Consider the following 25,986-nt stretch of genomic DNA (forward strand, 5'->3'; position numbering starts at 1 on the left):
ATCGAAAGGGGTTCGCGAGCCGGCACAGGGGCGCGCGACCCGGTTACGCTGGGTGCTGATAGCGGCTAAAGCGAGGCGCGGCAAACCGCCAGAGGCCGGAACGGCGGTTTCCGTGGCGGCGCACGGCGCGAACGACTAGATTACGGTCATGAACGCCGTAATGCCGATCAAACGCCCGCTGACCGTCCGTCTGGCCACACCGCGCGGATTCTGCGCCGGCGTGGATCGCGCCATCCAGATCGTGGAGCGCGCGATCGAACGCTTCGGCGCCCCCGTCTATGTCCGCCACGAGATCGTCCACAACAAACATGTGGTCGAACGTCTCAAGTCGCTGGGCGCAGTCTTCGTGCGTGAACTGGACGAATGCCCCGACGACCGGCCCGTCGTCTTCTCGGCCCACGGCGTGCCAAAGGCCGTGCCGGCGGCGGCCCGCCAGCGCCGGATGATGTTCCTCGACGCCACCTGCCCCCTGGTCAGCAAGGTCCATGTCGAGGCCGAACGCCACCACGCCGCCGGCCGCCACATCCTGCTGATCGGCCATGCCGGCCACCCTGAGGTGATCGGCACCATGGGCCAGCTGCCCGAGGGCTCCATCACCCTGATCGAGACGGTGGAAGACGCCGCCGCCGTCCAGCGCCCCGGTGAACAACCTCTGGCCTACGCCACCCAGACCACCCTGTCTCTGGACGACACCGCCGAGATCGTGCGGACGCTCAAGGATCGCTTCCCCGAACTGCCCGACCCGCACAAGGAAGACATCTGCTACGCGACCACCAACCGTCAGGAGGCGGTCAAGCAACTGGCCGACGGTTCCGATCTGGTTCTGGTGGTCGGGTCGCCGAACAGTTCCAACTCGGTGCGACTGGTCGAGGTCGCCATGCGGGCCGGCGCCGGCTCGGCCAAACTGGTCGACGATGCGACCCAGGTCGACTGGCGCTGGTTCGACGGCGTCTCCACCGTCGGCATCACCGCCGGCGCCTCGGCCCCCGAACCCCTGATCCAGGCCCTGATCACCGCTATCGGCGAGCGGTTCGTCATGACCCTGACCGACGACCCGGGCGAGCAGGAGACGGTGACCTTCAAACTGCCGAGGGCGCTGACGGTTTGACGACCCTGTCCTCCCCGTCGCGCAGCGATGGGGAGGTGGCGCGGCGCACTTGCGCCGTGACGGAGGGGGCGACTCGATGCCGGAGATTCAGCCTGCTGTGCGCGACGTCAAACGCCCGATCGCCCCCTCCGTAACGTCGGCCAAGCGGCCGCCGCGCCACCTCCCCACCCTGCGGGCGGGGAGGAAAAGCTACTCCCCCACGAAATCCTGGGCGAACTCGGGCGCATCGCCCTCCTCGACCGGGTCCTCGTCGTCGGCGTCGAGGGCGCGGGATGGGTCCGGCGCCTCAAACCCGGCGGGCAGCGACAGGTCCAGCAGGCCCGCGGCCTTCATCTCCGCCACGCCCGGCAGATCATCCAGCCGAGCCAGTCCGAAATGCTCCAGGAACCGGTCGGCGGTGGCATAGGTCACCGGCCGGCCCGGCGTGCGCCGGCGTCCGCGCAGCCGCACGAACCCCATCTCCAGCAACAGGTCCAGCGTCCCCCTGGAGATGGACACCCCGCGCACGCTCTCGATCTCGGCGCGGGTGACCGGCTGGTGGTAGGCGATGATGGCCAGGGTCTCCAGCGCGGCCTTGGACAGGCGGCGCGGCTCTTCCCGTTCCTCGGTCATCAGGAAGCCGAGATCCTCGGCCGTGCGGAAACGCCACCGGTCGGCGACGCAGTCCAGCACGACGCCTCGTCCCTCATAGCGGGCCTGAAGCCCCGCCACGGCGGCAGCGGCGTCGGCACCCTCGGGCAGGCGGCGGGCGATCTCGACCAGCGACAGTGGGCCAGCGGCGGCGAACAACAGGGCCTCCACGCGGCGCTCGATCTCGGCCAGGTCGGGGGTGAAGTCGAGGCTCACAGGTCACCCGTCATGGCGTCAGTTCCAGCGGCCGGCCCTGCCCGCGCCGCTTCAACCAGATATCGTCAAACGCCCCGGCCTGTTTGACGTCCATCGCCCCCTCCTTGACCAGCTCCAGACTGGCCGAAAGCGTGGAGGCGATATAGCTGGCCTGACTGGGTCCCTCGCCTTCGGGATCGCGTTCGGGCGCCACACGGTCCAGCGGAGTCCAGCTTTCGAGCCGCGGCAGGACCTCGCGCAGCCAGTCGCGCGCAGCCTCCAGGGCGAAGGCCTCGACCCTCTGGCCGGGGTTATAGTGCCGGGCCTGTTCCCGCCGCCTCTGGGTCACATAGGCCGACATCAGCTCATACAGGCTGGCGTCGATCCGGTCGGACGGCACGATGACCGTGGCCTCAGGATCGCCGCGCGTGAACACGTCGCGCTTCAACTGAGGCCGCTCCAGCAGGGCGTCGGCCGCCTTTCGCATGGCCTCCAGCTTCTGCAGGCGGAAGGCCAGGGCCGCCGCCATCTGTTCGGCCGGCGGCTCATCGGCCTTGCCCTTTTCCGTGCGCGGCAACAGCAGGCGCGACTTCAGATAGGCCAGCCAGGACGCCATCACCAGATAGTCGGCCGCCAGCGAGAAATTCCGCCGCCGCGCCTCATGCACGAACAACAGATACTGTTCGGCCAGTTTCGTGATCGACAGCTTCAGAAGATCGACCTTCTGGGTCCGCGCCAGGGCCAGAAGGACATGCAACGGCCCTTCATAGCCGTCCAGATCCACCACAAAGGCCTCACGGTCGTCGACGGCCTCGACGGCGGTGAAATCCAGATTGGGCTGGAAGGCTTCGGTCATGGCAGCGCCTGCGACTCCCCGACATCCGGCCCCTTCGCCGCCGTCAGCCGCCCCGCCAGCATGGCGTCAAACCGGCTGCGCGCCTCGCGCAGGTCCAGCGGCTCAGGCGTGTGGACGATCCGGGCCAGGGCCGCCCCGGCCCGCCGCGCCGCCCCGCCCTTCAGCTCGCCGACGCCCTCGGCCACCTGACGCATCTCGGCCAGATCGCCGGTCCAGTGGATGACCAGATCGCAGCCCGCCTTCAGCGACTTTTCGGCCCGCTCGGTCAAGGTCCCGGACAGGGCGTTCATACACAGGTCGTCGGACAGCAGCAGGCCGCCGAAACCGAGCCGTTCGCGGATCAGCCTGATCGCCTTTTTCGACTGGGTCGCCGGCCGCTTTTTGTCGATGGCGGTGAAGACGATATGGGCCGTCATCCCGATCGGCATGTCCGACAGGGCCTTGAACGGGGCAAAGTCCCAGGCGTCCAGCGTGTCCAGATCGGCATGGACGGTCGGCAGTTCCTTGTGGCTGTCGCCAAAGGCCCGCCCATGGCCCGGCATATGTTTGATCACCGGCAGGACCCCGCCCGCCAGCAGCCCCTCGGCCTGGGCCCGACCCAGCTGGGCGACCAGGGCCGGATCATGGGCCAGGGCGCGGTCGCCGATGATGTCGTGGGCGCCGGGCACCGGCACGTCCAGCACCGGGGCGCAGTCCACATTGATCCCGACCGCCTTGAGATCATGCGCCATCAGCCGGCCGCCAAGCCGGGCCAGCTCACGTGCGGTCAGGGGATCGTTCGTGGCCTTCAGATAGGCCTCGCCGGGCGGGTATTTCGACCAGTGCGGCGGCCCCAGCCTCTGAACCCGGCCGCCCTCCTGATCGATCAGGATCGGCGCCTCCCAACCGACGCTGTCGCGCAGGGCCTCGGTCAGGCGCAGAACCTGATCCGGGCTCTCCACGTTGCGCCGGAAGAGGATGAAACCCCACGGCTTCTGCTCTGCAAAGAATGCGCGCTCCTCTTCGCCGAGCGTGGGGCCGAAACAGCCGTAGATGGCCGCTGTCGTCACGACCTATCGCACCAGACAGTCGTCGCCGGCGGCCTTGATCGCCGCACAGAAGGCCTGGGCCCGCTCGCGGCTCAGACCATAGAAGGTCGTGCGATAGACGGTCGAGCCGTTGGAGGCCGTCACCTCCTGCACCCGCTTCTGGGCGCCCCGGGCGAACTGGGGGAACCGCGCCGCAACCGCAGAAAACTCACGATCGGCGATGGCCGTCGAGGAGAAGGCCCCGATCTGGACCGCAGACGATCCGGTGGCCGCCGCTGTCGACGGGGTCGCGGGAGCCGGCGTCGGCCGGGCGACTGGCGCGGGTCCGGCCGTATCCTGACGGTCAGACTGGACCGGACGCGGGGCCGCCGGCAGTTCGGCCTGGACCGGCGGCAAGGCCTTGGGCGCCGGACGCGGCTGGACCGCCTCGGGCGGCGGGGTGAATTGGGGATCGGCGGCGTCAGCATCCGCACTGCCGCGATAGACCTGGACATCGGCGTTCATGTCGACCGGCTGGGCGTCCATCGGCGCCTCGACCTTCAGCTGGCCGACCGGGTTCCCTACGGCCGGCGGAACATCTTCCGACGCGCGCAGGCCCGAGCGGTAGAACAGGACCACGGCGATGATCAGCACCAGCAGGACCGCCGCGCTGACGATCAGGGTGACGGGCGGCGCCTTGGAGGCCGGGGTGCGCCGGGCGTCGAACCCGCCACGCGTGAACGGCAGGTCGTCGTCGGTCGGCGGCGTATAGGCGCCGCGGTCCGGCGCGTCTTTTCCGCGGGAATTGTCGTCGTGGGACATGGGGATCGGCCTCTGCGCTGGGGCTCCGCACGAATCAACGCGCGGACACGCACACTAGCGCGTGTCGGGGCCCAGACGAATCACAGATCGAGGGCGAAATCGAGGTTGAACAGCCGCCGATGCTCCTCGATGGCGAACCGGTCGGTCATGCCGGCGATATAGTCGCACACCGCCCGGCCGCGCCGAACGGGATCGTCAGTCCGGGCGCGCGCCGCCCATTCCGGCGGCAGGACGTCCGGCTCCGCGACGAACAGGTCGAACATCTCGGCCAGGATGCGCCGCGCCTGACTCCGCGTGCGGTTCACGCGATAGTGGCGGTACATCCGCTCGAACAGAAACCGTCGCAGCCCGCCGAGATCGGCCAGCATGGCGGGGGAAAAGGCCACCATCGCCCGTTTCGCCCCACGAACATCGGCGACCGAACCGATGCCGTCGGACGCCAGCCGGCGTTCGGTCTCGGCCAGAACATCATCGACCATGACCCCGATCATGCGCCGAACGGCCTCCAGCCGGGTCATCCGGGCGTCCAGATGCGGCCAGTCCCTTCGGACGCCCGCCAGCACCGGTCCGATCAGGGGCACGTTGTCGAGTTCGTTCAGATCCAGCAGGCCTGACTGGACCCCGTCGTCCACATCGTGGTTGTTATAGGCGATGTCGTCCGCGATGGCCGCGACCTGGGCCTCCAGCGAGGCGAAGCCGCCCAGCTCCAGATCCCAGTCAGGGCGGCCCGAGGCATAGTCCGCGATCGCCTGCCAGGCCGGCTCGTCCAGCCGGTGATCCACCGGGCCGTTGTGCTTGACCACCCCCTCGACCGTTTCCCACGACAGGTTCAGTCCGTCAAAGGCCGGATAGCGGGCCTCCAGCTTCGTCACGACGCGGAAGGTCTGGACATTGTGGTCGAACCCGCCCCAGGCCGCCATCCGGGCCTGCAGCTCGTCCTCGCCAGCATGGCCGAACGGCGGATGGCCCAGGTCGTGAGCCAGGGCGATGGCCTCGGCCAGGTCCGGATCCAGCCCCAGGGCGTGGGCCAGGGACCTGGCGATCTGGGCCACCTCCAGACTGTGGGTCAGGCGGGTGCGGTAGTGATCGCCCTCATGGGCCACAAACACCTGGGTCTTGCCCTTCAACCGGCGAAAGGCTGTGGCATGGATGATCCGGTCGCGGTCACGGGCGAAGGCGCTGCGTGTCCGGCTGGCCGGTTCGGGGAAGAACCGCCCGCGCGAGGTCTCCGGCCGCTCGGCGAACGGGGCCCGGATGCCCGCCGGAAAAGCGGGGTGAAACGGCGACGGCTGATCCAAGTGACGCTTTCATCTTCCAGCGGGCCTTTGCGATCCGCCTGTGCAGCCTCATATAGGCCCCTGTGAGCACCGTCCAATCCGCCCCCGCCTTCCAGATCGCCAGCAGCCGGCGCGCGCCCGAGGGCATCGTGCTGGACGCCAGCGCGGCGAAACGGCTGGCCGCCCTGTCCAGGGCCGAGGGCAAGGTGTTGATGCTGCGCGTCGCCGTCGAGGGCGGCGGCTGCTCGGGCTTCCAGTACCAGCTCGATCTGGTCGAGACGGCCGAGGCCGACGACCTGCACATCGAGACCGACGGCCAGACGGCGCTGATCGACCCGGTCTCCGTCCCCTTCCTCAAGGGGTCCGAGATCGCCTTCGTCGACGAACTGGCCGGGGCCCAGTTCGTCATCCGCAACCCCAACGCCGCCACCAGCTGCGGCTGTGGCGTCAGCTTCTCGATCTAGGGACGGCGCGCGGGTCCGTCGGCCGCGATGGCCGCCAGGGCGTGATCAGCGATCAGGGCGTCGGCGAGGGCATGAGGATTGCGGACGCCAAAGTTCTCCGTGGTCACCACCACGACCACGTCGAGATCCGGCACAATGACGACCTTGTTGCCCCCCGTCCCGGCCATGGCCCAGGCGGCATGCTCCTCGCCGCCGACCCTGTAGGCCGGCAGCCAGATGAGGTAGCCGTAGTCGCCTCGCTGCGGGTCCACGTTGGCGTGGGGTCGGGTCATCGCCTCCGCCCAGGCTTCAGGCAACACCTGCCGGCCCTGCCACTGGCCGCGGTTCAGCAGGAGCTGACCCAGGGCGAGCAGGTCCCGGCTGCGGAGACCCAGCCCGCCGCCGCCCTGCGCCAGACCGGTCGGAGACGTCTGCCATTCCGGTTTCTCGATGCCCAGGGGATCGAACAAGGCCCGCTGCGCAAAGTCCTGTAGCGGCTCGCCGACGGCCGACTGGACCACGGCGCCGAGAGTCGTCACCCCCGCCGTGCAGTAGCTGAAGGCCCGGCCGTAGGGCTGGTCTGCGGGCTTGGGAACCCAGGCCGGGAAGCCCCGGATCGGCAGGCTGAAGGCGAAATCGACCCAGTTTTCGATCAGGTACATCCTCTCCTCGTTGCCACGGGAGAACGAATTGTCGTCGTCGCATTCCAGCAGCGAACTCATGGTCAGCAGGTCCTCGACCGTGATGGCCGCCTTGCGCGGGTCCGGATTTTCGAACGGGCCATAGGCGGCGATGAACGGCAGGACCGGCGCCTGGGCGCTGGCGATATCACCTTCCGCGATCGCAGCCCCGACGAGCATGCCCGTCACGGTCTTGGTGACGGAGCGGGTATTGCGGCGAACCTCGGCGCCGCCGTCGTCGAAATAGGTTTCGTGCACCAGCCGGCCGTGCCGCGCGATCAGGACGCTGGTGATCTTCTGATAGGTCCCGGCGCGCACGGCGGCATCGAGCGCCGAAAGGCCTTCCACGGACACGCCCTGGCTTTCCGGGGGGGCGGGCGTCCACTGAGGCTGGGCCCTTGCCCCGGTGGCGGCGAAAGCGATCGCGGCGATGGCGATAATCAAATGGCGCATGGTGATCCTCTATCAGACAGCGCACCGTGCCATCGGCGCCTCGTCCGGTCTTGAACAGCTGAAACCGCTCATCTGAAAATCGCGCGGTATCGTGCGGGCGGCAGACCATAGAAGGCCATGAACTCCCGCGTCATATGGCTTTGATCGGCGTAGCCGACGCTGGCGGCGACGGTCGCAAGATCCCCGCCCCGCCCCACCAGCCCCACGGCGCGGTCCACGCGGGCCTGACGAATGGCGGCCGCAGGCGATCGCCCGAAATGACGGCGGTAGCGCCGGGCCAGGGATACGGCGTGAGCGCCCACCAGTTCGGCGACGGCGGTGACCTCCAGCCCCTGTCTCGACGACAGGTCGCCGATTACTTCATGAGCCAGCCGGACCCACTCCGGCGCAGGATCCTCCCGCAACTCGCAAGCCCCATACACGCTCGCGGCGAGATCGAGCGCGAGCCCCTCGACCGTCATTTCGTCGCCCGGCCTGAAGCTGGCCGTGGCGCCCACAAGCCGTCGCGCCACGGCTTCAGCAGGGCCGAAAAGGCGCAAGGGATCGCCACGGCGGGCGTCCGGCGGCGGCGTGAAGCTGACGGAGAGGAACCGGCCGCCCGCCTCATCGAAACAGTCCCTATGTTCCACGCCGGCAGGGTTCCAGATCAGGGCGCCCGGGCCAAAGGCAGAGCCGCAAGGCGTACCCGCATCATAGGCCAGGCTGTGATACCCGCCATCGAGCGCCAGAACGAAGTGGGCGTCATGGTGGGAATGGCTTTGAACCTCTTCGGGGGGCAGGGTCGCGACGCGCAGATCGATCCGGTAGCCCGACGAAGACACGCTCCGGAAACGAGAACCGAAAAATTCGCCCGCCGCCAAGGTCGTGGAAGTCATCGGCCGAACCTATCGGCTCCCCGATCATCGGACACCTCAATATTCGGTAATACAGGGCACGGCGATGGCCCCAGGCGCCGCGTCGTCGGCCCATCGCGGTCGGCGCCTTGCATTTAGTTATCTACCTAATTAGGGTCCTGCCTATGAACACCCTGTTCAAGGCCCTGTCGCACCCGGTCCGGCGTCGCATCATCGAGATGCTGCGCAGGGGGCCGATGGCGTCCGGGGACATCGCCGCCGCTTTCGACATGAGCTGGCCGACCATCACCGGCCATCTGAACGCGCTGAAGGAGGCCCATCTGGTCAGCCCCGAGCGGGACGGCCAGACCATCCGCTACCGGCTGGAGATTTCCGCCGTGGAGGAGGCGCTGGCTTTTCTGATGGAGCTGACCGGGGCTGGACTGGAGACCACGCCGGCCCCGGCCGCGTTGAAAACCACGGAGACACCGGAATGACCGACCGCCGCTTCACCCTTCTCGATGCCGCCACCGTGCTGACGACGGTCGTGATCGGCGCCGTGGCCCTGTGGGTCCTGATACAGGCTCCCGACGTCCCCTACCCCATGCACTTCAACGCCTCGGGCGAGGTCGACCGATGGGGCGACCGGCGCGAACTCGCTCTGCTGTTCGGCTTCATGGCCCTGATGGCCGCCATCACCGCAGGGATGATGGGCTGGTACGCGGGCGCCTCCGAAGATCCGGCCCGCAGACGTGGACTGCGCGCCGGTCAGGCCGTGTCCCTGCTGTCCATCGGCGGGGTCAGCGCCATCATCGGCTGGGCCAGCCTCGGCGCCACGGTCGGCGCCGCGCCGCCCTCGATCGGTTGGACCATGGCCCTGACCGGCCTGATCCTGGTCGCTGTCGGGGCAGGTCTCGGCCGGGTCGGTCCCAATCCCCTGATCGGCGTGCGCACGCCCTGGAGCTACAAGAGCCGGCTGGCGTGGGACCGGTCGAATCGCCTCGGCGGCCGGCTGTTCTTCTGGCTGGGCCTGGCCCTGATCCTGTCGGCGCCGGTCGCGCCGCAGCCGGCCGGCAGCACCGCCATGGTCGTGCTGATCGTCGGCTCCGCCCTCTGGTCGGTGTTCGAGAGCTGGCGCGTCTGGCGCAGCGACCCCGACCGCCAGCCCTTCTGATCCCGCCCTTCCAGCCCTTCCGTCCACGGAAACCCTCATGCTGAACCTCCTGCTCGCCGGCGCTCTGCTGCTGGCCCCAACCTCGACCGACATCGCCCTGCCCTCACAACCCGCGCCCCTGCACGGAACCCTGCTGTCGCCGGAAGGACCAGCCCGCGCCGCCGCCGTGATCATCGCCGGCTCCGGCCCGACCGACCGCAACGGCGACAGCCCTCTGGGCGTGCGCGGCGGGGTCCTGCGTCAGCTGGCCGAGGGGCTGGCGGCCGACGGGATCGCCACCGTCCGCTATGACAAGCGGGGCATCGCCGCCAGCGCCGCCGCCGGGTTCGACGAATCGAAGCTGCGGTTCGACGATCTGGTCGCCGACGCCCGCAGCTGGGCCGCCGAGGCCGTGACCCGCACCGGCCGGCCCTGCGCCTGGCTGATCGGCCATTCCGAGGGCGCCCTGATCGCCCAGAGGGCGGCGGTCGACAATCCGCAGGTCTGCGGTCTGGTCCTGCTGTCCCCGGTCGGCCGTAAGGCCGCGGACCAGGTGCGCGAACAGCTTGAGGCCGGCCTGCCCGAGGCGATGAAGCCCGCCGCCATGGCCGCCCTGGACGATCTTGAGGCCGGCCGCACGACCGCGAACATCCCGGGGCTGGAGGCCCTGTTCCGCCCCTCGGTCCAGCCCTATCTGATCAGCTATCTCAGCCTCGACCCCGCCGCCCTGATCGCGGCGTATCCCGGACCGGTCCTGCTCGGAACCGGCTCGCACGACCTTCAGGTCCCGGCCGCCAACAGCGATCTCCTGCTGGCCGCACAGCCGCGTGCGGAGAAGGTCGTGTTCGAGGGGGTGAACCATGTCCTGCGTCAGGCCCCGGCGGACCGCGCCGGCAATCTGGCGACCTATGGAAACGCCGCCCTGCTGCTGGACCCGGCCGTCGTCCCCGCCGTGTCGGGCTTTATCCTTCGCCCGCGCTGAGCCCCGGTTCGCCAAGACCCTGGCGCGCCTCGTCTGCGAGGGCGAAGAACCGCTCGCGCACCCCGGCCGAAAACGGATTGTCGCGTTCGATGGCGTCATAGACGGCCGGGCTGTCGTGGCGGACCATCTCCACCGCCTGCATCAGCTTCTCGAAACTGGCGGTGGTCATCCGGCTGGGCAAAGGCTCCATGGCGATCAGCACCCGCGCGATCAGATGGGTCAGGCCCTGGACCGTCGCGGCCTCGCGGTCGTGGTCCTCCGCCGTGGTGACAAAGACCTTCAGCTTCAGCGCCGACCGACAGAAGGCCGCCACCCGTCGGGCCGCGCGGTCGTCCCCGACCGGACAGACGGCGATCCTCAGGCCCTCCAGCCCGTCCGCCGCGCTCTGGGGTCCGAACAGCGGATGGGTCCCCACGATCCGGACGCCGGGCGGCAGACCCCGCGCCATGGCCTCGGCCGGCCGTACCTTGACCGAGCCGACGTCGATGACGAGGGCGCCCGGCGTCAGATGCGGGGCGATGTCCGCGACCGTCGCCTCGATCACCCCGACCGGCACGGCCAGCACCACCACCGGACAGGCGGCGGCCGTCGCCAGATCGGTCAGGGTCGCATGGGCGTCCCCCTCCCCGCCCGGAGCCATGGCCGGATCATGGGCGAGGATCTCGAACCATTGCGACAGATGCCGCGCCGCCAGACGACCGAAGGCGCCATAGCCGATGAGGCCCAAGGGGGGCAGGCCGAGCTGAACCCGCGCCGTCACGCCCCCAGCGTCTCCTGGAACCGCACCGGCCGCCCGTGGGCGGCGCCCAGCAGCTCGGCATCGCGCATCACCACCCGGCCGCGCACGATCGTCGCCATCGGCCAGCCCGTGGCCTCGAACCCGTCGAACGGGGTCCAGCCGCAGCGGCTGGCCTGCTGGTCGTGGGTGATGGTGCGTCTGGCCTTCAGGTCCACCAGGGTCAGGTCGGCGTCATAGCCCTCGGCCATCCGCCCCTTGCCGGCGATGCCGAACACCCTCTGGGCGCCCGCCGAGGTCAGGTCGATGAACCGCTCCAGCGACAACTTCCCGTTGGCCACATGGGTCAGCATGACGGGCGCCAGGGTCTGCACCCCCGGCATGCCCGAGGGCGAGGCCGGATAGGGCCGGGACTTCTCCTCCTTCGTATGGGGCGCATGGTCCGAGCCCAGAACGTCGGCGACCCCATGCTCGATCCCGGTCCACAGGCCGGCGATATGATGCGCGTTGCGGATCGGCGGGTTCATCTGGGCATAGGCGCCCAGCCGGGGATAGGCCTCGTCCCCGTCCAGGGTCAGGTGCTGGGGCGTCAGCTCGACCGTCGCCACATCCCTGTGGTCGGCCAGAAACCGGATCTCCTCCGCCGTCGAGACATGCAGCACATGGATGCGAGCGCCGGTCTCGCGCGCCAGCCGCACCAGACGACGGGTGCTCATGATCGCGCTCTCGGCGTCGCGCACCACCGGATGGCTGGTCCAGTCGCCGGTCACGGCCAGTTCGCGGCGTTCGGCCAGACGGTATTCGTCCTCGGAGTGGAAGGTGGCGCGGCGGCGCACATTCCTCAGCACCTCCCTCACCCCGTCGTCGTCGGCGATCAGCAGGTCGCCGGTCGAGGCGCCCATGAAGACCTTGACCCCGCAGACGCCCGGCAGCCGCTCCAGCTCGCCGAGGAAGGCCGCATTGCCGTGGGTGCCGCCGATATAGAAGGCGTGGTCGGTCCACATCCGGTCCCGCGCCCGCGCCAGCTTGTCCTCCATGGTGGCGACGTCGGTGGTGTTGGGATTGGTGTTCGGCATCTCGAAGACGGCCGTGACCCCGCCGAGGGCCGCGGCGCGACTGCCGGTCTCCAGATCTTCCTTCCACTCCAGTCCCGGCTCGCGGAAATGCACCTGGGTGTCGATGATCCCGGGCAGGACGGTCAGGCCGGTCGCATCGACCGTCTCGCCGGCCGAGGCCTGCGACAGGTCGCCGATGAAGGCGATCCGGCCGTCGCGCACGCCGACATCGGCCATGCCGCGCCCGGCGTGATTGGCGACCTCGCCGCCGCGAACAATCAGGTCATAGGGGGTGGACATGGCGGCTCCTTGCGGCGACGGCCGTGTTGTGAACGGTCCACTCCCCGGGTCAAGCCCGACGGACGCAAAGCCGCCGGATCAGCCGGTCTTCGCCCGGTCCGCCAGCAGCCTCCTCGCCGCCTTCAGCACCCGCTCGGCGGGCAGGTCCAGCATATGCTGGATGGCCTGGTTCAGGCGCGGGTCCAGCGCCCTGAACTCCTCCAGCGTGCGGGGGCCGCGCACCGAGACGCCCCGCCACGGCCCGACGCGGGTCTCGTCCGACGGGCCGAACACCCCGACCGACGGAACCCCCGCCGCCACCGCCAGATGGGTCCAGATCACGTCTCCGCCGACATAAAGCGTCGCATGACGCAGGGCGGCGGCGGTCTGCAGCCGGGTCAGTTTGCCATGCGCCTCGATGACGCGGTCGCGCGCGACAGCCAGCCGGATGGTGTGGGCCAGGTCGCGGTCGGCCTCCTCGCCCACGATCAGCAACCGGCCATTCGCCAGCGGGCCGTCGGGGTCGTTGAGCAAGGCGGCGGCGACCCGCGAATAGCGGTCCGCGGGCCAGCGCTTGCCCATCCAGTCCGCCCCGGGCCCGACCGCCAGGATCGGTCGCCCGTCCGGCTTGACCAGGGCATCCGCGACGGCCCGGGTGTCTTCCGACATATGCAGGAAGGGCGGGGGGACCTCGTCGAGCTTCAACACCTCTGCGGCGTCCTCGACGGCGTGACGACCCGGACGGTCCGCGCCGCGAACCGCGCGCTTGCGACGCCTCAGCTTGCCGGACAGCGTCGAGCCGCGCATGTCGACCACCAGATCCCAGCGCGTCGCCCGGACCTGGTTCCACAGGGCGATCCAGTCGAACCGGCCGTCCTTGTCCAGCACGATCAGCCGGGTCAGGGTCGGAATATCGGCGAACAGGGGGGCGCTGGCGGGCGAGCCGACGACGGTTACCCGCGCCTCCGGCATCTGTTGCAGCAGATAGCCGAGCACGCCCGAGGACAGCACCGCCGCCCCGGCCTCGGCCTCGGTAATGTAAAGAACTGAAAAGCGGCCGTTCATCCGTATTGCACATACAGGGATTCTGGCGCGGGTTCGATTCGATTGGCCGTTCAGCCCGCACGAACAGAAAATCGCGTCCGACGGCAATCCGGTCTGACGCCGCAGCCCTCCGGTCGGCTACACAGGCCGTCATGAGCCTTCCCCTCCTGCCAGACCGGGAATGCGGCGGTTGCGTCGAATGCTGCCGTTTCATTCCGCTCAGCCTGCCCGAACTGTCCAAGCCGACGGGTCGGCTGTGCGCCTATTGCGTCGACGGCGCCGGCTGTTCGGTCCATGCGATCCGGCCGCAGACCTGCCGCATCTGGTTCTGCCTGTGGCGGGTGGTCGAGGTGTCGGACGACTGGCGGCCGGATCTCAGCGGCGTCATCCTGCGGCCTGACGGCGTCGAACAGGGGCGTATGACCCTCTATGTGATCCGGCGTTCCGCCTTTCTGGACAGTCCGGGCTTCTTCACCACCATCTCCCACTGGATCGCCGAGGGGTTCGAGATCGGCCTCAGCGTCCCCGGCCCGGTCGGCGCCCTGCCCGTCCGATCCGCCGTCACAGACTGGCTTCGCCCGGCGGTCGAGGCCGACGATCCAGCGCTGTTTCAGACGCGGCTGACCGCGGCGCTCGACCAGCTCGACGCCCATGACTTTGAGCCGGACGGGATCGCCGAACATTACGCCGTGGCCTGAGGCCCGGTCAGCTTGCGGTGGCGGACGGCGGGGCGAGGCCCTATCTGGGCGTCATGGTCCTCGCCCGTCTCGACAGTCGCGCCCTTATCCGGATATCCGGCCCCGACGCCCGGCCTTTCCTGCACAATCTGCTGACCCAGGATGTCGAGGGGCTGGGTGACGGCGACCTGCGGTTCGGCGCCCTGCTCTCTGCGCCCGGACGACTGCTGTTCGACCTGTTCCTGTGGGGCGAGGCCGGGGCGGTGGTGCTGGACGTCGCCGCCAACCGCCGCGAGGCCCTGATGCAGCGGCTGTCGATGTACAGGTTGCGGGCCAGGGTCGAGATCGTGCCCGACGACCGCCCCGTCTTCGCCTGCTGGCCGGGCGTGGCCGAGGGGTTCATGCCCGACCCCCGCACGGCCCTGCTGGGCGGTCGCGCCCTGGGAGAGTGGGTGGCGGATGCTGACGAGGACGCCTGGGACGCCCACCGTCTGGCGACGGGCGTACCCGACCCCACACGCGACGGCGGTCATGACGTCCGCTATCCGATCGACGCCAATTTCGACCTGCTGAACGGCATCGACTTCTCCAAGGGCTGTTTCGTCGGTCAGGAGACGACCAGCCGGATGAAGCGGCGCGGCGAGATCAAGAAGCGCATGCTGCCCCTCGCCTTCGACGGCCCTCCCCCGCCCGAAGGCGCCGAGGTGCTGAACGGCGAGCTGCGCGCCGGCGAGATGCTGACCGGCCGCGACGGCGGCGGCATCGCCCTGATGCGACTGGACCGTGCGGACGGCCCGCTGACGGTCGAGGGACGCGCGGCGACAGTGCGGAAACCGGGGTGGATGTCAGAGGGATAGGGGTTCCATTTTCGGCCCCTTCGGGGAGCCTCAGCGGCAGGTCCGATGGCCAGCAAACGGACCTGATAAATGACGGCTTTGGGGGTTAGCGGTCGTTAGACGAGGCAACGAAAACCCTCCAGCCCCACGCGGAAAGCACCACTTGGGTTGTTGCGTTCACGGTAACAGCCTCATTGCCGGTGAAATCCTTGTAGACACCAAAGTGGTGAACCCCGGAGAAGGTCACCGTCTGAGACTCGCCCGACAGGTTCATCGCCACGAAGACCTTGTCTCCGTCCTTCTCGCGGAAGAAGCTGAACACCTTGGTCGGTGCCGTGTTGACGACCTGATGCATCCGCCCGCCCCACTGGCCGTTGGCAAGGGCCTTGTTGGAATGCTTGAGTTGGAACAGCCGCTGATACAACAGCCCCTGCTCATCCAACCGATAGTCGGCGGGCCAGATGATAGGGTCCTTCTCGAAGAACTTCAGTCGACGCGTATTGCCGACCTCTTGGCCGTTGTAGATCATCGGGATGCCTTCGCCGACTACCGACAGGACGGCCGCCGCCTCCCGCATCGGGCCGTACCGCTCGTACTCCGTGCCTTCCCAGGCGTTGGCGTCATGGTTGGTGGTGCCTACCAGCCGCATGGCCTCGCGCGGATATGCGCTCTCGTTCCAGGAATAGAAGGTGAATAGGGCGGCGGTGTCGGCGTGGCCCTCGGCGATCTTGGTCGCCGCCTCGCTCCAGCTCCAGGCATAGGTGGCGTCGAAGGCTGCATAATGCATGTCGCGCATCTCCCATTCGGCCAGCAGGAAGACGGGCTTGATCGTCTCAAGCTGCCGCCGTGCCGTCTCCCAGAAATCCAGCGGCACGAAGCCCGCGACGTCGGCGCGATAGCCGTCGACCCCCGCTTCCCGCACCCAGAACATCAGCGCCTCTGTCATGTATTGGCGCAGGCCCGCATGGGCGTAGTTCAGGTTGATGATGTCGGACCAGTCCCACCAGGGCGTCGGACGGAAATGGCCTTCCAGATCACGCTCGTACCATTCGGGATGCGACTGGGTCAGAGGATTGTCCCAGGCGGTATGGTTGGCGACCCAGTCGAGGATGACATGCATCCCCTGGGCATGGGCGGCGTCAACGAAGGCCTTCAGGTCGTCCATCGTACCGTACTCGGGATTGACCCCGAAATAGTCCTTCACCGAATAGGGGCTACCCAACGTGCCCTTCCGATTGATTTCGCCAATCGGATGGATGGGCATCAGCCAGATGACGTCGACTCCCAAGGTCTTAAGGCGCGGTAGCTGAGCCTGGGCCGCCCGGAACGTGCCCTCCGGCGTGAACTGTCGGGTGTTCAGCTGATAGATTACCGCATTCCGCGACCAGTCGGGATGGGTCAGGTTCACCATCGGTCGGGGTTGATAGATCGCCGCTGCGGTCTGATCAGAAATCCGCTGGTCCGGCCTTATTCCGCCGCTCTGCGCGAAAGCAGGCGCGGCCAGCGAGAGCACCGCCAAAACCAGAAAATACCACCGCATACGAGCCTCCTCCGGGGGCGTTCTCTTGCGCTGAATGATGACCGATCGGGATTTGCGGTCAAGGTCGGGGATTGCGGTCAAGGTGCTGTCGACTGTCCCACAGCCTAGCCGACTAAGGTCCGCTAAGGGTCGAAACTAGTCAAAAGCGCCGCGCCGGAAAGCGGACATGCTGGACCGCCGTCATGGGTGGGAAGCGGAAATCAGCGGTTGTGCGCGATCAACTCTGCTGACAGCGTGACCACCGCAAGGATGAGGATGAAGTGGGACGCGATTGAATGTCTGCCAAGGCAAAGATGCAGATCGTGGAATATCTCGCTCGACGAGGCCAGACTGCGCAGGAGATCAAGCGGCTGTTTTTCAGTCCCAAGCTCATGTTCGGGAGGGGAGTCAGCAACATGGCGTCGGCCTTTGCGGTAAAGGCTTGTTCTCGGGATGGAATTGTCAACACCTATACCTTCGCCTTTGACCCCTTGGGTTCTTGGGTTGGCCAACGTAGCGGTCTAAAACGATATCAGAACGGCCAGTGGATCGATGCGGATTGGAAGCGGTCCGCGTAGTCCAATGTCCGCTACGGGTCGGGCCACGACATCGACACCAGCGTGGAAAGCGGACATCGGCCCCATAGCCCCAAAGCGGACGCGCCGAACTGCAGCTAGGGGTGGGAAGCGGACGTTGATCGCGGCAAGCCGTCAGAACCCGAAGAGGCAAACCTGAATGCGCTGGTATTACCCTCTCTTCGCCTGTGCGGCTGTCCTGCTCCTTGTAGGCGTCGCCCTCGCACAGTTTTTCTGGCCGCTGTTTTTTCTCGGCCCGCTTTTCTGGATTGTGATGGGGAACTCGCTTCGATGCCCTCGCTGCCGAAAGGACATCACGGATACGGGCAAGGGCTACGTCGCTCCTTGGCTGCGAACGCCTAAGACCTGCGTAGGGTGCGGACGCCGCAAAGACGACATTTGGCCTTTTCAGTGGGCACTTCGCCCGGAAGCGGACCCTCGTAAGAGCCGCTAAGGGTCGAGAGCCGACGTTCAGGCTTGGCTGCATTTCGGACATCCGCTCACCGATTGCGAAGCTCACCAAGCAGGCCATCGAGGAAGGCACGGGCCTCTTTCGCATCGAAACCGATGTCCGTTGAACCTCGATTGAAAATGCCCTTGAGTTCAGCGTCGGGCTTTTCGGAAATCTGCTGGAGGTAGGTCGAAAGCGCGGACCTCTCGGCGGTGATGACGAAGGCCAGACAGTGCCTTGCCAGCGCGATACCGGAGGACAGCGGCGCGTCTTGATGCAAACCTTCACATAGCTGACCGAACCCCGGTGGCGGCTTCATCCAACCCTTCCCAAGCGTGGGGACAGCCTATCACACAGAAGGTCTGCTTTGGGTCGGAAGCGGTCTTTGGCATCGGGCCGGAAGGCGGACGTTGAGGATGGCTGTCAGGGAGTAGCGGCCTGTTGAAGCCATCCTGTGGGAGACGCGGGCGCCGGATGGGGAGCGCCGGCGAGGGGCTCGGTGGCGTCGACGGGGCCGCCATGGCCCTGATGCGGCGCGACCGCCTGGATGGCGACCTGACCGTGGGCGGTCGCGCCGTCAGGGTGCGCCGTCCTGACTGGATGAGCGGGCCGGACAGTCGCGAACCCTCATAAATCGGGCCCGGATTTCAATACGATCAACGACTTGCCCGATCTTCGCTGTCCTGGCCCATCGGTCTGCGGGCCTGCGGTATAATGCGGTCCGGTCTTTGACATCGCAGGCTTCTCCCGAGTGTTCCGGACCTTCCCGACTCTCCCGACTCTCCCGACTCCTTTTTTTCGGGCGGCCGGACCCGTCGGATCAGGGAGCCGGCGTGACCAGGCCGAACATATCGATCAGCCGGCGCCGCTTGGCCATCAGACCCTCCCGGGCCAGGGCCGCGGCCTTGGTGAGATCGACATCCAGGGCGGCCAGGGCCTTGTCGATGGACCCCGTCGCCCGCACCAGGGCGGTGTCCTCCCCGAACTCGCTCTCGGGACAGCCGGCCCCGAAGGCCCAGTAGAGCCCCGTCGCGGCCTGTTCGCTTTCGAGGACGCAGCGCTTTTCCGGCTCCAGCGACAGCCACATCACGGCCCGGAAGTCGGCCAGGGCCCCGCCCGCGAAGTCGTCGTGGCCCAGCAGGCCGCCGGAGGCCGCCGTCGTGTCCACGGTCTGCAGCCCCTCGCGGACCACGATACGGCGGGCGTCGCCCACGCGCTGCATCCGGTTGACCTGTTCGGAAATCTGCAAGGCCCGGTCGCGGCGCGAGGCATAGAGGGTGAAGCGCCGGCCCAGCCCCATGATGCGCGGCCAGGTGGCCTCGAACTCGTCCACCCCGACGTCGGCGGCGGCGAAGACCACCTCCTGGAACATCGGCGGCTGACCGGCGGTGCGGGCGGCGATGATGTCCAGCGACCGCTCCAGCACGCGATTGCCCATCGAGTGCGCCACCAGATGCACCCGCTCGGCGCCGGTCCGGTTGGCGACGTCGGTCAGGAAGTCGGCGACCTCGGTCAAAAGGGCCGGATCGGCCACCGCCCGGGTATCGGCCTGATAGCCCAGCAGACTGGCCCGGGACGGCCAGGAATAGAGGATCGGCGCCCCGTCCAGGTTCATGTCCACGGCGATCTGGGCCGTGCGGATGGCCGCCCCCTCGAACGAGGTGTTGTAGCCATGGATGAAGACGAACACCTCCTTGCGCCCGGTCGATCCGACCGCCTTGGAGACCCGCTCGAAGAAGACGTCGCGGTCGCTGACCGGCGTGACGCTGTTCAGGATCATGTGCTTGTTCGGATCGGGCCGGAACTCCAGCGTCCAGATCGACGGACGGGGGATCGAGCCCGGCGTCCGGTCGCGCGGCACGCTGACCTGGGCCACGCCGAAGTTCAGCGCGCCTCTCTCGCCGCCGAACATGTCCACGGGCGTCAGGGCCCCGGTGGGCGCCCGGTGGGTCGCGTACCAGACATTGATCAGGTCGAAGTTCGACGGCCCGTCCATAGGGGCGGCGCGCGTCAGCATCGGATCCAGTCCGGCCGAGGCCCGCGCCCGGTTCACCGTCTCGCGATAGGTCGCCAGATTGGGATTGGCGGGCCCCCAGACCGACTCCCGGATATGGAAGGCGCGCTCCAGCCAGTCGGCCTTGCGCGCAGGCAGGGTCGCCAGACCGGCCAACTCCTCCATCGGCTCGGCCAGCGAGATATGACCGGGACACCGGACGCGGGCGATGGTCGTCAGGGCCTGGTTGTAGGCGGCGATCGCGTCGCGGGTTCGCCCGGCCCCGGCATGGGCCCGGGCAAGGGCCAGATGCAGCTCGATCAGCGTGTCCGGGTCGGTGGCGTCCAGCTGGGCCAGAAGACCAGGATCCCCGGCCAGGATCCGCATCCGGTCCAGATCGCCCGCATCCAGCGCCTCGGCGACGGCCTGCAGGGAGACGGCGGGCTGCAGCGCGGCGGCCGTCTCAAAAGGCCGCACCGGGGCCGAAACCCCTCCGCAAGCCGCGGAAGACGCCTGGGCGGACGACAGGCTGATCGCCGCCGTCAGCGCCCCGAGAACACTCATGATCGCCATGTCGCCCGCTCCCTCGCTGCACCCGTCATCCTGTGCCAGATTTCACCGGTCGGCGGCGACTTTCCAGACATGACGAGGAAGGCCGGATCCGCCAGAATGGGGCATGACCGAATCCGCCCCCGTCCCCGCCGAAGGCCGCTGCGGCTGGTGCGGGACCGACCCCCTCTATGTCGCCTATCACGACACGGAATGGGGCGTGCCCGAGTACGATCCCCGCGCCCTGTGGGAAAAGCTGGTGCTGGACGGGTTTCAGGCGGGCCTGGCCTGGATCACCATCCTGAGAAAGCGCGAGGGATTGCGCGACGCCTTCGACGGTTTCGACCCGGAAAAGGTCGCCCTCTATGGCGAGGCGGATATCGAACGCCTGCTGGGCGACGCCCGCATCATCCGCTCGCGCGCCAAGATCAACGCCGCCATCAACGGGGCCCGGATCTGGCTGGAGATGCGCGAGAGCGGAGAGGACTTCTCCGAATGGCTGTGGTCCTTCGTCGGCGGCGCGCCCGTCCAGAACCAGTGGCCCGAGTTCCGTCAGGCGCCGACGCAAACACCGGAATCAGAAGCCATGGCCAAGGCTCTGAAAAAGCGCGGCTTCAACTTCTGCGGCCCGGTCATCGTCTACGCCTTCATGCAGGCGGTCGGCATGGTCAACGACCACCAGGCGACCTGCGCCCGGCATCGTCAGGTTCAGGACTTCGCCCGATGAAGGCGGACGCGTTCCCGAAGCGGGCTCGCCCCCGCCCCGACCTGTCGCTGGAAACCGCCCTGTCGTTGCGCGTCGGCGGTCTGGTCTGCGGCGTGGACGAGGCGGGCCGCGGACCCTGGGCCGGACCCGTCTCCGCCGGGGCGGTGATCCTCAACCCCGACGACCTCCCCGAGGGCATCGACGACTCCAAGGCCCTGACCGAGGGCCGGCGTGACGCCCTCGCCGTCCAGATCAAGGCCCGCGCCCTGGCCTGGGGCGTCGGTTTCGCATCAGTCGAGGAAATCGAGGACCTGAACATCCTCGGGGCCACAGGCCTGGCCATGTGCCGGGCCATCGAGGCCATGGCCCTCACGCCCGTTGCGGCCCTGGTCGACGGCAACTACCGGTTCAAACTGCCCTGCGACGTCGAGACGGTCGTCAAGGGCGACAGCCTGTCCCTGTCGATCGGCGCGGCCTCCATCCTGGCCAAGACCGCCCGCGACCGTCTGATGATCGATCTGGCGGCGCAATATCCCGACTATGGCTTCGAGCGGCACAAGGGCTATGCGGCGCCGGCCCATATCGCCGCCCTGGAACGCCACGGCCCCTGCCCTGCCCATCGCCCCAGCTGGGCGCCGATCCGGGCCCTGCTGGAACGGGCCTGATCAGGCGGCGACCGGCAGGTCCAGCCGCCGGTCGCTGACCACGAACAGATATTCGACGTTCCTCAGCCGGCCGATGGTCCCGACCTTCTCGCCCTTCGGATTGTGGATGCCGATCCGGGCCCCGACGTAGCGCGGGTGTTCGATCTCGACCACATGGACATGGCCCCGCGCCGACAGCATCCCGACCAGAGCCTCGCGCGACAGATAGCCCTCGTCATTGAACGACACGACCAGTTTGGGGGCGCGCAGCCGCTCCACCACCGACGACAGGGCCGGACCGATGCCGGGCTTGCTGTTGAAGGCGCTCTTGCGGGTCCGGACATCGATCCGCTTGTTGGCCACGCCATAGGTCTCTGGCCTGTCCCACAGCACCAGACTCTCCCAGCAGTGATAGTTCCCCAGATAGGAATGCTGGTTGTAGGGCGGGTCCAGATAGACGAGATCGGCCTCGACCTCGGCGGCGATCTCGACCGCATCGCCGCGGGTGGCGCGGCACGGCCCGGCGACAACGCCCGGCAGCAGGGCCGGCATGCGCAGTTCCAGCGGCTTCAACGCCCGCGGCGCCCATTGTTTCATATAGGCCATCTGGACCCCCGCCGTGGAATCCACCCGGTCGGCCGCTTCCATCAGGCTGACCAGGGCGATGGCTTTCAGCTCCGGCTCCAGCCCCATGGCCTCGATGCGGTCGCGCATCGCGTCGATACGGGCGCCGTTGTCGGGATGGAAGTAGCGGGCGTCGGTGCAGAAGGCCCGGGTGAACCAGCCGGCCTCGGGTTTCACCTCGCGGAGCTCGGCCAGCACCGCCCCGGTCCGTTCCAGCCAGACCTCCCGATCTGCCTGCACATAGGTCGTGGCCAGGGCATGGGCATAGGCGTTCAGGTCGTTCGACCAGACCCGATAGCCTTCGGCCTTCATCGCGTGGCCGACCCGCGCCGTGCCGGAGAACAGGTCGCAGACGGTCCCTCCATCCGGCAACAGGCCGCGCACCGCCGCCTTGATGGGGTCCAGCAGCGCGCGCTTGGAGCCGAGGTATTTGATCATCGCCACCAGCCTGCCCCGCTTCGGCGGCCACGGCAATCAGACGGGTCGGATCAGGCCTTTTTCCCGCGCGTGGCCTTCATCGGGGCATGCGCCAGCCGGAGCAGGTTCGCCGCACCGGGCGCCCCGAACGGCGTCCCCGCCAGAATGAGCACCCTCTGGCCCGCCTCGGCCAGCCCGTACTGCAGGGCCGAGGCCACGGCATGGTCCGTGACGTCCTCCAGCGACGCCGGCTCCTTGCCCAGCCGCGTCTCCAGCCCCCACACCAGCGCCAGCCGCCGCGCGGTCTCGGCCTTGGGCGTCAGGACGAGGATCGGCTTCAGCGGCCGCTCGCGCGACATCCGACGGGCCGTGCCGCCAAGGGTCGTGAAGACCACGATACAGGCCGTGGACTGGGCCTCGCCGGCCTTGCGCGCCGCCGCGACCAGGGCGTCGGCGTCGATATCGTCCATGCCCGCATGTTCGGCGTCCATCAGACTGGGCCACAAGGGGTCGGCTTCAACCCGCTCCATGATCCGGTTCATGATGCCGACCGCCTCCAGCGGATAGTCGCCCGAGGCCGTCTCTGCCGACAGCATCAGGGCGTCGGCGCCCTCATAGACCGCATTGGCGACGTCGGACGCCTCGGCCCGGGTCGGGGCCGGCGAGGCCGTCATGGATTCAAGCATCTGGGTCGCCACGATGACCGGCACACCGCGCTGGCGGGCGGCGCGGATGATCTTCTTCTGGGCGACCGGCACCTCTTCGGCGGGCATCTCCACCCCCAGATCGCCCCGCGCGACCATCACGCCGTCGCAGTAGTCGAGAATGCTCTCCAGGTCGGCCAGGGCCTGCGGCTTCTCGATCTTGGCGAGGCAGGCCGCCCGGCCCTTCACGATCTGCTTCAGCTCGGCCATGTCCTCGGCCTTCTGGACGAAGCTCAGCGCGACCCAGTCGACGCCGATGCGCAGGGCGAAGGCCAGATCCTCGCGATCCTTGGGCGTCAGGGCCGAGACCGGGATGATCGCCTCCGGCACGGCCACGCCCTTGCGGTCGGACAGTTTGGAGCCGCTCTCGACCGTTACATCGGCCCAGTCGTCCGCTCGATCGCCGACGCGGAGACGAACCCGTCCATCATCCAGCAACAGCAGCATGCCGGTGCGCAGGGCCTTGAAGATTTCCGGATGCGGCATCTCCACCCGCGTCTCGTCGCCCGGGGTGGGATCGAGGTCGAAGCGCATGCGGTGGCCGGGCTTGACGCTGATCTCGACATCCCTGAAGCGTCCAAGACGCAGCTTGGGACCTTGCAGGTCGGCCAGGACACCCAGCGGACGCTGCAGGGCCATCTCCGCGCCGCGCACCGCCTTCAGCGCCGCAGCGTGATCTTCATGCGTCCCGTGACTGAAGTTCAGGCGAAAGACATCCACGCCGGCCTGGGCCAGGGCCTTGACCGTGCCGGGCGCGCGGCTTGCGGGCCCCAGGGTCGCGACGATGCGCGCACGCCTGTCCCTTTTCATGTCCTGTCTCTTTTCATGATTGTCCCGTTGGCCGGAAGCATTTCCTCGAAAAGCGTTCTGCCAATGAAATCCGGGCGCGGTAAGGGCGACGGCAGGGGCGAAACAGGAAGTGACGCCGTGTAACGCGTACAAACGGCCGTCAGAAGGCTGAAGTTCCTCAGGGGACGACCACAGGACAGGCCGGAGCCCCGAACGCGCCCAGATCGATGCAGCGACCGTCCAGCCCCGGCTGCGGCGCCAGTCCCATCAGGTTCGTCAGGGTCGGGGCGATGTCGATCGTGCGGATCGGCAGGAACCGCTCCTGCCCGACGCCGCCCGGCCGCCAGAAGACGATCGGCACGCGTCGGTCGTATTCCCATGGCGAGCCGTGCCCCGAGATCGCGCCGCCCACACGGCCGCCGAAAGTCACATTGGGCCCCCAGGTGAAGGCGATGTCCGGCGACCGCCCGTTCGGCAAGGTCGACAGCCGCATCCGTTCGCGCAGGCTCAGCATCTCGGGATGCTGGGTGGAGGCCGGCATGGGCTCGGCCGCCAGAACCTCGCGGCGCTCGGCGAAGCCGACGTCAGGCAGGGCGCGCAGCAGTTCGACCGCCGCCGTCGCCACCTCTGTCCTCAGGGGCTCGGCCAGGGCCCTGTGGTCCTTGTCGGCGACGATCAGGCCGCTGGAACCCGACTGCAGCGGGTCGGCGTCCAGAGCGAAACGGGTCCGCAAGGCGGCGTTGACGCCCTGGATGCCGGCCGGATCGGCGCGGTGGGCGTGGGGGTAGCCCCTGGCGGCCTCGCGTTCGACGAAATCGGACCCGCCGTGATCGGCGGTGAGGACCAGCAGCACGCCGCCGGGAATGGACTCCAGCCGGTCGAGGAATTGCCCCATGGCGGCGTCAAGCCGATACATCTGTTCGCACATCTCGGGGCCCTGGGTGCCGTAACCGTGGCCGATCCGGTCCGTGGCCGACAGGCTGACGCCCAGCATGTCGGTGACCCCGCGCCGTCCCAGTTGCTGGGTCTCCAGCAGGTATTCGGCCGCCTTCAGGGTCCATTCGTCCAGCAGGGGCGAACTGTCGAAGGCGAAGTTGGCGGGCGGCACGGCGGCGCGGAAGCTGCGGTCGCGAATGGTCCAGTCGGCTTCCAGGGCGCGGCATTCGTCGTGCGTATAGGTCCAGGCCGGCGCCCGGGCCGCCAGCTCGGCGCGGAACGCGGCGTTGAAGTCGGCGACCGGCGCCAGCCGCGCCCCGGCGGTCTGGTCCGGCGTGACATAGGTGGTCAGGCCGAAGCCCTCGGTGAACCAGTACGGCAGGCCGACGTGGCCGGCCAGGTTGATGGCCCCCCGGTCCTTGCCCGAAACCGCAAAGGTCCGGCTGTCGGGGCTGACCGCCGCCAGCCAGTCGGGGACCGTCGAGGCCAGAAGATGTTCCGTGCCGACATTGCCGTTGTCGGTGACCTTGCCGTGCGCCAGGGTGTTGCGCACAGAGGCCATGCAATAGACCTCCTCGCCGGTCGCCGGATCCATCCAGTCATTGGCGGGTATGCCGGTTCCTGTCGGATGTAACCCGGTCAGGATGGTCGAATGTCCCGGGCAGGTCTCGGTCAGGCCATGGGTCTGATAGCCGTTGATCGACACCAGCCCCTGATCCGACAGCCGCTTCAGCCCACCCGTGAAACGCCCTCGGTACTGGTTGAACAGATTGGCGCTGAGCTGGTCGACCACCACCGTCACGATCAGGGCCGGCGGTTTGCGGGTTTCGGCCGGGACCGGCGCAGCCGTTGCGGCGGACGACACTGCGTTCTGCGCCCATACAGGATTTCCTGTCGACACCGTCGGTACGGCCAGCGCCAGAACGAACAGTAGGGCGCGGACGGATTTCACGAGTTCGACTCCGGGACAAGAGCAGGCTGATCGGGCTTAGTCCCGGAGCATTGCGGGACGA

General features: G+C 68.2%; 27 protein-coding genes. 11 read left to right on the top strand and 16 right to left on the bottom strand.

Annotated features, from left to right (window positions below; translation table 11 throughout):
- Positions 1-148: 148 nt before the first annotated feature.
- Positions 149-1,108 (top strand): 4-hydroxy-3-methylbut-2-enyl diphosphate reductase, encoded by a 960-nt coding sequence (gene ispH / locus ACW17W_RS10695; RefSeq protein ID WP_492076856.1) that lies wholly within the window; start codon positions 149-151, stop codon positions 1,106-1,108.
- A 189-nt stretch (positions 1,109-1,297) separates the two neighbouring features.
- Here ispH and scpB read toward each other — a convergent pair whose 3' ends face one another.
- From scpB to ACW17W_RS10720, 5 genes are all read right to left on the bottom strand, one after another.
- The gene (gene scpB, locus ACW17W_RS10700) at positions 1,298-1,954 is read right to left on the bottom strand and encodes an SMC-Scp complex subunit ScpB (RefSeq protein ID WP_492076857.1); all 657 of its coding nucleotides are present in this window, start codon (positions 1,952-1,954) and stop codon (positions 1,298-1,300) included.
- Between the two features lie 10 nt (positions 1,955-1,964).
- The gene (locus tag ACW17W_RS10705) at positions 1,965-2,789 is read right to left on the bottom strand and encodes a segregation and condensation protein A (RefSeq protein WP_492076858.1); all 825 of its coding nucleotides are present in this window, start codon (positions 2,787-2,789) and stop codon (positions 1,965-1,967) included.
- Positions 2,786-3,838, bottom strand: a complete 1,053-nt coding sequence (gene nagZ / locus ACW17W_RS10710; RefSeq protein WP_492076859.1) for a beta-N-acetylhexosaminidase — start codon at positions 3,836-3,838, stop codon at positions 2,786-2,788. Before nagZ ends, ACW17W_RS10705 begins: the two co-directional genes overlap by 4 nt.
- A gap of 3 nt (positions 3,839-3,841) precedes the next feature.
- Positions 3,842-4,618, bottom strand: a complete 777-nt coding sequence (locus ACW17W_RS10715; protein WP_492076860.1) for an SPOR domain-containing protein — start codon at positions 4,616-4,618, stop codon at positions 3,842-3,844.
- Between the two features lie 80 nt (positions 4,619-4,698).
- Positions 4,699-5,874 (bottom strand): deoxyguanosinetriphosphate triphosphohydrolase, encoded by a 1,176-nt coding sequence (locus tag ACW17W_RS10720; protein WP_492080309.1) that lies wholly within the window; start codon positions 5,872-5,874, stop codon positions 4,699-4,701.
- Between the two features lie 137 nt (positions 5,875-6,011).
- Between ACW17W_RS10720 and erpA the strand changes: the two genes are divergently transcribed.
- Positions 6,012-6,359, top strand: coding sequence for an iron-sulfur cluster insertion protein ErpA (gene erpA / locus ACW17W_RS10725; protein ID WP_492080310.1), 348 nt, complete (start codon positions 6,012-6,014; stop codon positions 6,357-6,359).
- Here the strand turns inward: erpA and ACW17W_RS10730 are convergent.
- Both ACW17W_RS10730 and ACW17W_RS10735 read right to left on the bottom strand, forming a co-directional pair.
- Positions 6,356-7,471: a serine hydrolase domain-containing protein gene (locus tag ACW17W_RS10730; RefSeq protein WP_492076861.1), complete on the bottom strand. Its 1,116-nt coding sequence runs from the start codon at positions 7,469-7,471 to the stop codon at positions 6,356-6,358. The two genes, erpA and ACW17W_RS10730, sit on opposite strands and share 4 nt — an antisense overlap.
- A gap of 68 nt (positions 7,472-7,539) precedes the next feature.
- Complete coding sequence (locus tag ACW17W_RS10735) at positions 7,540-8,346, bottom strand: helix-turn-helix domain-containing protein (RefSeq protein ID WP_492076862.1); 807 nt, start codon at positions 8,344-8,346, stop codon at positions 7,540-7,542.
- Between the two features lie 143 nt (positions 8,347-8,489).
- Here ACW17W_RS10735 and ACW17W_RS10740 point away from each other — a divergent pair, with 143 nt between their 5' ends.
- From ACW17W_RS10740 to ACW17W_RS10750, 3 genes are read left to right on the top strand one after another with little or no spacing between them, the layout of a single operon-like run.
- Complete coding sequence (locus ACW17W_RS10740) at positions 8,490-8,801, top strand: metalloregulator ArsR/SmtB family transcription factor (RefSeq protein ID WP_492076863.1); 312 nt, start codon at positions 8,490-8,492, stop codon at positions 8,799-8,801.
- Positions 8,798-9,478, top strand: a complete 681-nt coding sequence (locus tag ACW17W_RS10745) for an SdpI family protein (protein ID WP_492076864.1) — start codon at positions 8,798-8,800, stop codon at positions 9,476-9,478. Before ACW17W_RS10740 ends, ACW17W_RS10745 begins: the two co-directional genes overlap by 4 nt.
- 37 nt (positions 9,479-9,515) lie before the next feature.
- Positions 9,516-10,439 (top strand): alpha/beta hydrolase, encoded by a 924-nt coding sequence (locus tag ACW17W_RS10750; protein ID WP_492076865.1) that lies wholly within the window; start codon positions 9,516-9,518, stop codon positions 10,437-10,439.
- Here the strand turns inward: ACW17W_RS10750 and ACW17W_RS10755 are convergent.
- The 3 genes from ACW17W_RS10755 to ACW17W_RS10765 all read right to left on the bottom strand — a co-directional run bounded on the left by ACW17W_RS10755 (position 10,420) and on the right by ACW17W_RS10765 (position 13,574).
- Positions 10,420-11,199: a prephenate dehydrogenase/arogenate dehydrogenase family protein gene (locus tag ACW17W_RS10755; protein WP_492076866.1), complete on the bottom strand. Its 780-nt coding sequence runs from the start codon at positions 11,197-11,199 to the stop codon at positions 10,420-10,422. The genes ACW17W_RS10750 and ACW17W_RS10755 overlap by 20 nt on opposite strands.
- A complete protein-coding gene (locus ACW17W_RS10760) occupies positions 11,196-12,530 on the bottom strand; it encodes a dihydroorotase (RefSeq protein ID WP_492076867.1) in 1,335 nt (444 codons plus the stop codon). The genes ACW17W_RS10755 and ACW17W_RS10760 overlap by 4 nt, the downstream gene beginning before the upstream one ends.
- Positions 12,531-12,608: 78 nt before the next feature.
- Positions 12,609-13,574, bottom strand: a complete 966-nt coding sequence (locus ACW17W_RS10765; protein ID WP_492076868.1) for a glycosyltransferase family 9 protein — start codon at positions 13,572-13,574, stop codon at positions 12,609-12,611.
- Positions 13,575-13,705: 131 nt separating this feature from the next.
- On the opposite strand from ACW17W_RS10765, the gene ACW17W_RS10770 reads away from it, so the two are divergent.
- Positions 13,706-14,251 carry a hypothetical protein gene (locus ACW17W_RS10770; protein ID WP_492076869.1) on the top strand — a complete coding sequence of 182 codons (546 nt, stop codon included), beginning with the start codon at positions 13,706-13,708 and terminating at the stop codon, positions 14,249-14,251.
- 53 nt (positions 14,252-14,304) lie between these two features.
- Positions 14,305-15,087, top strand: coding sequence for a CAF17-like 4Fe-4S cluster assembly/insertion protein YgfZ (gene ygfZ / locus ACW17W_RS10775; RefSeq protein ID WP_492080311.1), 783 nt, complete (start codon positions 14,305-14,307; stop codon positions 15,085-15,087).
- A gap of 85 nt (positions 15,088-15,172) precedes the next feature.
- On the opposite strand, the gene ACW17W_RS10780 is transcribed toward ygfZ, so the two are convergent.
- Positions 15,173-16,606, bottom strand: a complete 1,434-nt coding sequence (locus tag ACW17W_RS10780; protein WP_492076870.1) for an alpha-amylase family glycosyl hydrolase — start codon at positions 16,604-16,606, stop codon at positions 15,173-15,175.
- A 275-nt stretch (positions 16,607-16,881) separates the two neighbouring features.
- On the opposite strand from ACW17W_RS10780, the gene ACW17W_RS10785 reads away from it, so the two are divergent.
- Positions 16,882-17,163 carry a hypothetical protein gene (locus tag ACW17W_RS10785; RefSeq protein ID WP_492076871.1) on the top strand — a complete coding sequence of 94 codons (282 nt, stop codon included), beginning with the start codon at positions 16,882-16,884 and terminating at the stop codon, positions 17,161-17,163.
- Positions 17,164-17,660: 497 nt separating this feature from the next.
- Here the strand turns inward: ACW17W_RS10785 and ACW17W_RS10790 are convergent, their stop codons facing one another.
- Positions 17,661-17,930: a hypothetical protein gene (locus ACW17W_RS10790; protein WP_492076872.1), complete on the bottom strand. Its 270-nt coding sequence runs from the start codon at positions 17,928-17,930 to the stop codon at positions 17,661-17,663.
- Positions 17,931-18,085: 155 nt separating this feature from the next.
- Here ACW17W_RS10790 and ACW17W_RS10795 point away from each other — a divergent pair, with 155 nt between their 5' ends.
- On the top strand, positions 18,086-18,244 hold the full coding sequence (locus tag ACW17W_RS10795) for a hypothetical protein (protein WP_492076873.1): 159 nt from the start codon (positions 18,086-18,088) through the stop codon (positions 18,242-18,244).
- A 187-nt stretch (positions 18,245-18,431) separates the two neighbouring features.
- Here the strand turns inward: ACW17W_RS10795 and ACW17W_RS10800 are convergent, their stop codons facing one another.
- Entirely contained in the window at positions 18,432-20,177 is a 1,746-nt protein-coding gene (locus ACW17W_RS10800; protein ID WP_492076874.1) for an alpha/beta hydrolase, read from the bottom strand.
- A gap of 103 nt (positions 20,178-20,280) precedes the next feature.
- Here ACW17W_RS10800 and ACW17W_RS10805 point away from each other — a divergent pair, with 103 nt between their 5' ends.
- Together ACW17W_RS10805 and rnhB are read left to right on the top strand one after the other, a co-directional pair.
- The gene (locus ACW17W_RS10805; RefSeq protein ID WP_492076875.1) at positions 20,281-20,880 is read left to right on the top strand and encodes a DNA-3-methyladenine glycosylase I; all 600 of its coding nucleotides are present in this window, start codon (positions 20,281-20,283) and stop codon (positions 20,878-20,880) included.
- Positions 20,877-21,524 (top strand): ribonuclease HII, encoded by a 648-nt coding sequence (gene rnhB, locus ACW17W_RS10810; RefSeq protein ID WP_492076876.1) that lies wholly within the window; start codon positions 20,877-20,879, stop codon positions 21,522-21,524. Before ACW17W_RS10805 ends, rnhB begins: the two co-directional genes overlap by 4 nt.
- On the opposite strand, the gene ACW17W_RS10815 is transcribed toward rnhB, so the two are convergent.
- The 3 genes from ACW17W_RS10815 to ACW17W_RS10825 all read right to left on the bottom strand — a co-directional run bounded on the left by ACW17W_RS10815 (position 21,525) and on the right by ACW17W_RS10825 (position 25,925).
- Positions 21,525-22,565: a DNA adenine methylase gene (locus tag ACW17W_RS10815; protein ID WP_492080312.1), complete on the bottom strand. Its 1,041-nt coding sequence runs from the start codon at positions 22,563-22,565 to the stop codon at positions 21,525-21,527.
- 50 nt (positions 22,566-22,615) lie between these two features.
- On the bottom strand, positions 22,616-24,058 hold the full coding sequence (gene pyk, locus ACW17W_RS10820) for a pyruvate kinase (RefSeq protein ID WP_492076877.1): 1,443 nt from the start codon (positions 24,056-24,058) through the stop codon (positions 22,616-22,618).
- A gap of 157 nt (positions 24,059-24,215) precedes the next feature.
- The gene (locus ACW17W_RS10825) at positions 24,216-25,925 is read right to left on the bottom strand and encodes an alkaline phosphatase family protein (protein WP_492076878.1); all 1,710 of its coding nucleotides are present in this window, start codon (positions 25,923-25,925) and stop codon (positions 24,216-24,218) included.
- Positions 25,926-25,986 lie beyond the last annotated feature (61 nt).

The sequence above is a fragment of the Brevundimonas sp. FV1ye29L genome, from assembly GCF_058681095.1.

Coding starts and splice junctions, on each gene's coding strand:
- ispH (WP_492076856.1), top strand. CDS start 149: ATGAACGCCGTAATGCCGATCAAACGCCCGCTGACCGTCCGTCTGGCC.
- ACW17W_RS10705 (WP_492076858.1), bottom strand. CDS start 2,789: ATGACCGAAGCCTTCCAGCCCAATCTGGATTTCACCGCCGTCGAGGCC.
- ACW17W_RS10715 (WP_492076860.1), bottom strand. CDS start 4,618: ATGTCCCACGACGACAATTCCCGCGGAAAAGACGCGCCGGACCGCGGC.
- ACW17W_RS10730 (WP_492076861.1), bottom strand. CDS start 7,471: ATGCGCCATTTGATTATCGCCATCGCCGCGATCGCTTTCGCCGCCACC.
- ACW17W_RS10735 (WP_492076862.1), bottom strand. CDS start 8,346: ATGACTTCCACGACCTTGGCGGCGGGCGAATTTTTCGGTTCTCGTTTC.
- ACW17W_RS10740 (WP_492076863.1), top strand. CDS start 8,490: ATGAACACCCTGTTCAAGGCCCTGTCGCACCCGGTCCGGCGTCGCATC.
- ACW17W_RS10745 (WP_492076864.1), top strand. CDS start 8,798: ATGACCGACCGCCGCTTCACCCTTCTCGATGCCGCCACCGTGCTGACG.
- ACW17W_RS10750 (WP_492076865.1), top strand. CDS start 9,516: ATGCTGAACCTCCTGCTCGCCGGCGCTCTGCTGCTGGCCCCAACCTCG.
- ACW17W_RS10760 (WP_492076867.1), bottom strand. CDS start 12,530: ATGTCCACCCCCTATGACCTGATTGTTCGCGGCGGCGAGGTCGCCAAT.
- ACW17W_RS10765 (WP_492076868.1), bottom strand. CDS start 13,574: ATGAACGGCCGCTTTTCAGTTCTTTACATTACCGAGGCCGAGGCCGGG.
- ACW17W_RS10770 (WP_492076869.1), top strand. CDS start 13,706: ATGAGCCTTCCCCTCCTGCCAGACCGGGAATGCGGCGGTTGCGTCGAA.
- ygfZ (WP_492080311.1), top strand. CDS start 14,305: ATGGTCCTCGCCCGTCTCGACAGTCGCGCCCTTATCCGGATATCCGGC.
- ACW17W_RS10780 (WP_492076870.1), bottom strand. CDS start 16,606: ATGCGGTGGTATTTTCTGGTTTTGGCGGTGCTCTCGCTGGCCGCGCCT.
- ACW17W_RS10785 (WP_492076871.1), top strand. CDS start 16,882: ATGTCTGCCAAGGCAAAGATGCAGATCGTGGAATATCTCGCTCGACGA.
- ACW17W_RS10790 (WP_492076872.1), bottom strand. CDS start 17,930: ATGAAGCCGCCACCGGGGTTCGGTCAGCTATGTGAAGGTTTGCATCAA.
- ACW17W_RS10795 (WP_492076873.1), top strand. CDS start 18,086: ATGGGGAGCGCCGGCGAGGGGCTCGGTGGCGTCGACGGGGCCGCCATG.
- ACW17W_RS10800 (WP_492076874.1), bottom strand. CDS start 20,177: ATGGCGATCATGAGTGTTCTCGGGGCGCTGACGGCGGCGATCAGCCTG.
- ACW17W_RS10805 (WP_492076875.1), top strand. CDS start 20,281: ATGACCGAATCCGCCCCCGTCCCCGCCGAAGGCCGCTGCGGCTGGTGC.
- rnhB (WP_492076876.1), top strand. CDS start 20,877: ATGAAGGCGGACGCGTTCCCGAAGCGGGCTCGCCCCCGCCCCGACCTG.
- ACW17W_RS10815 (WP_492080312.1), bottom strand. CDS start 22,565: ATGATCAAATACCTCGGCTCCAAGCGCGCGCTGCTGGACCCCATCAAG.
- pyk (WP_492076877.1), bottom strand. CDS start 24,058: ATGAAAAGGGACAGGCGTGCGCGCATCGTCGCGACCCTGGGGCCCGCA.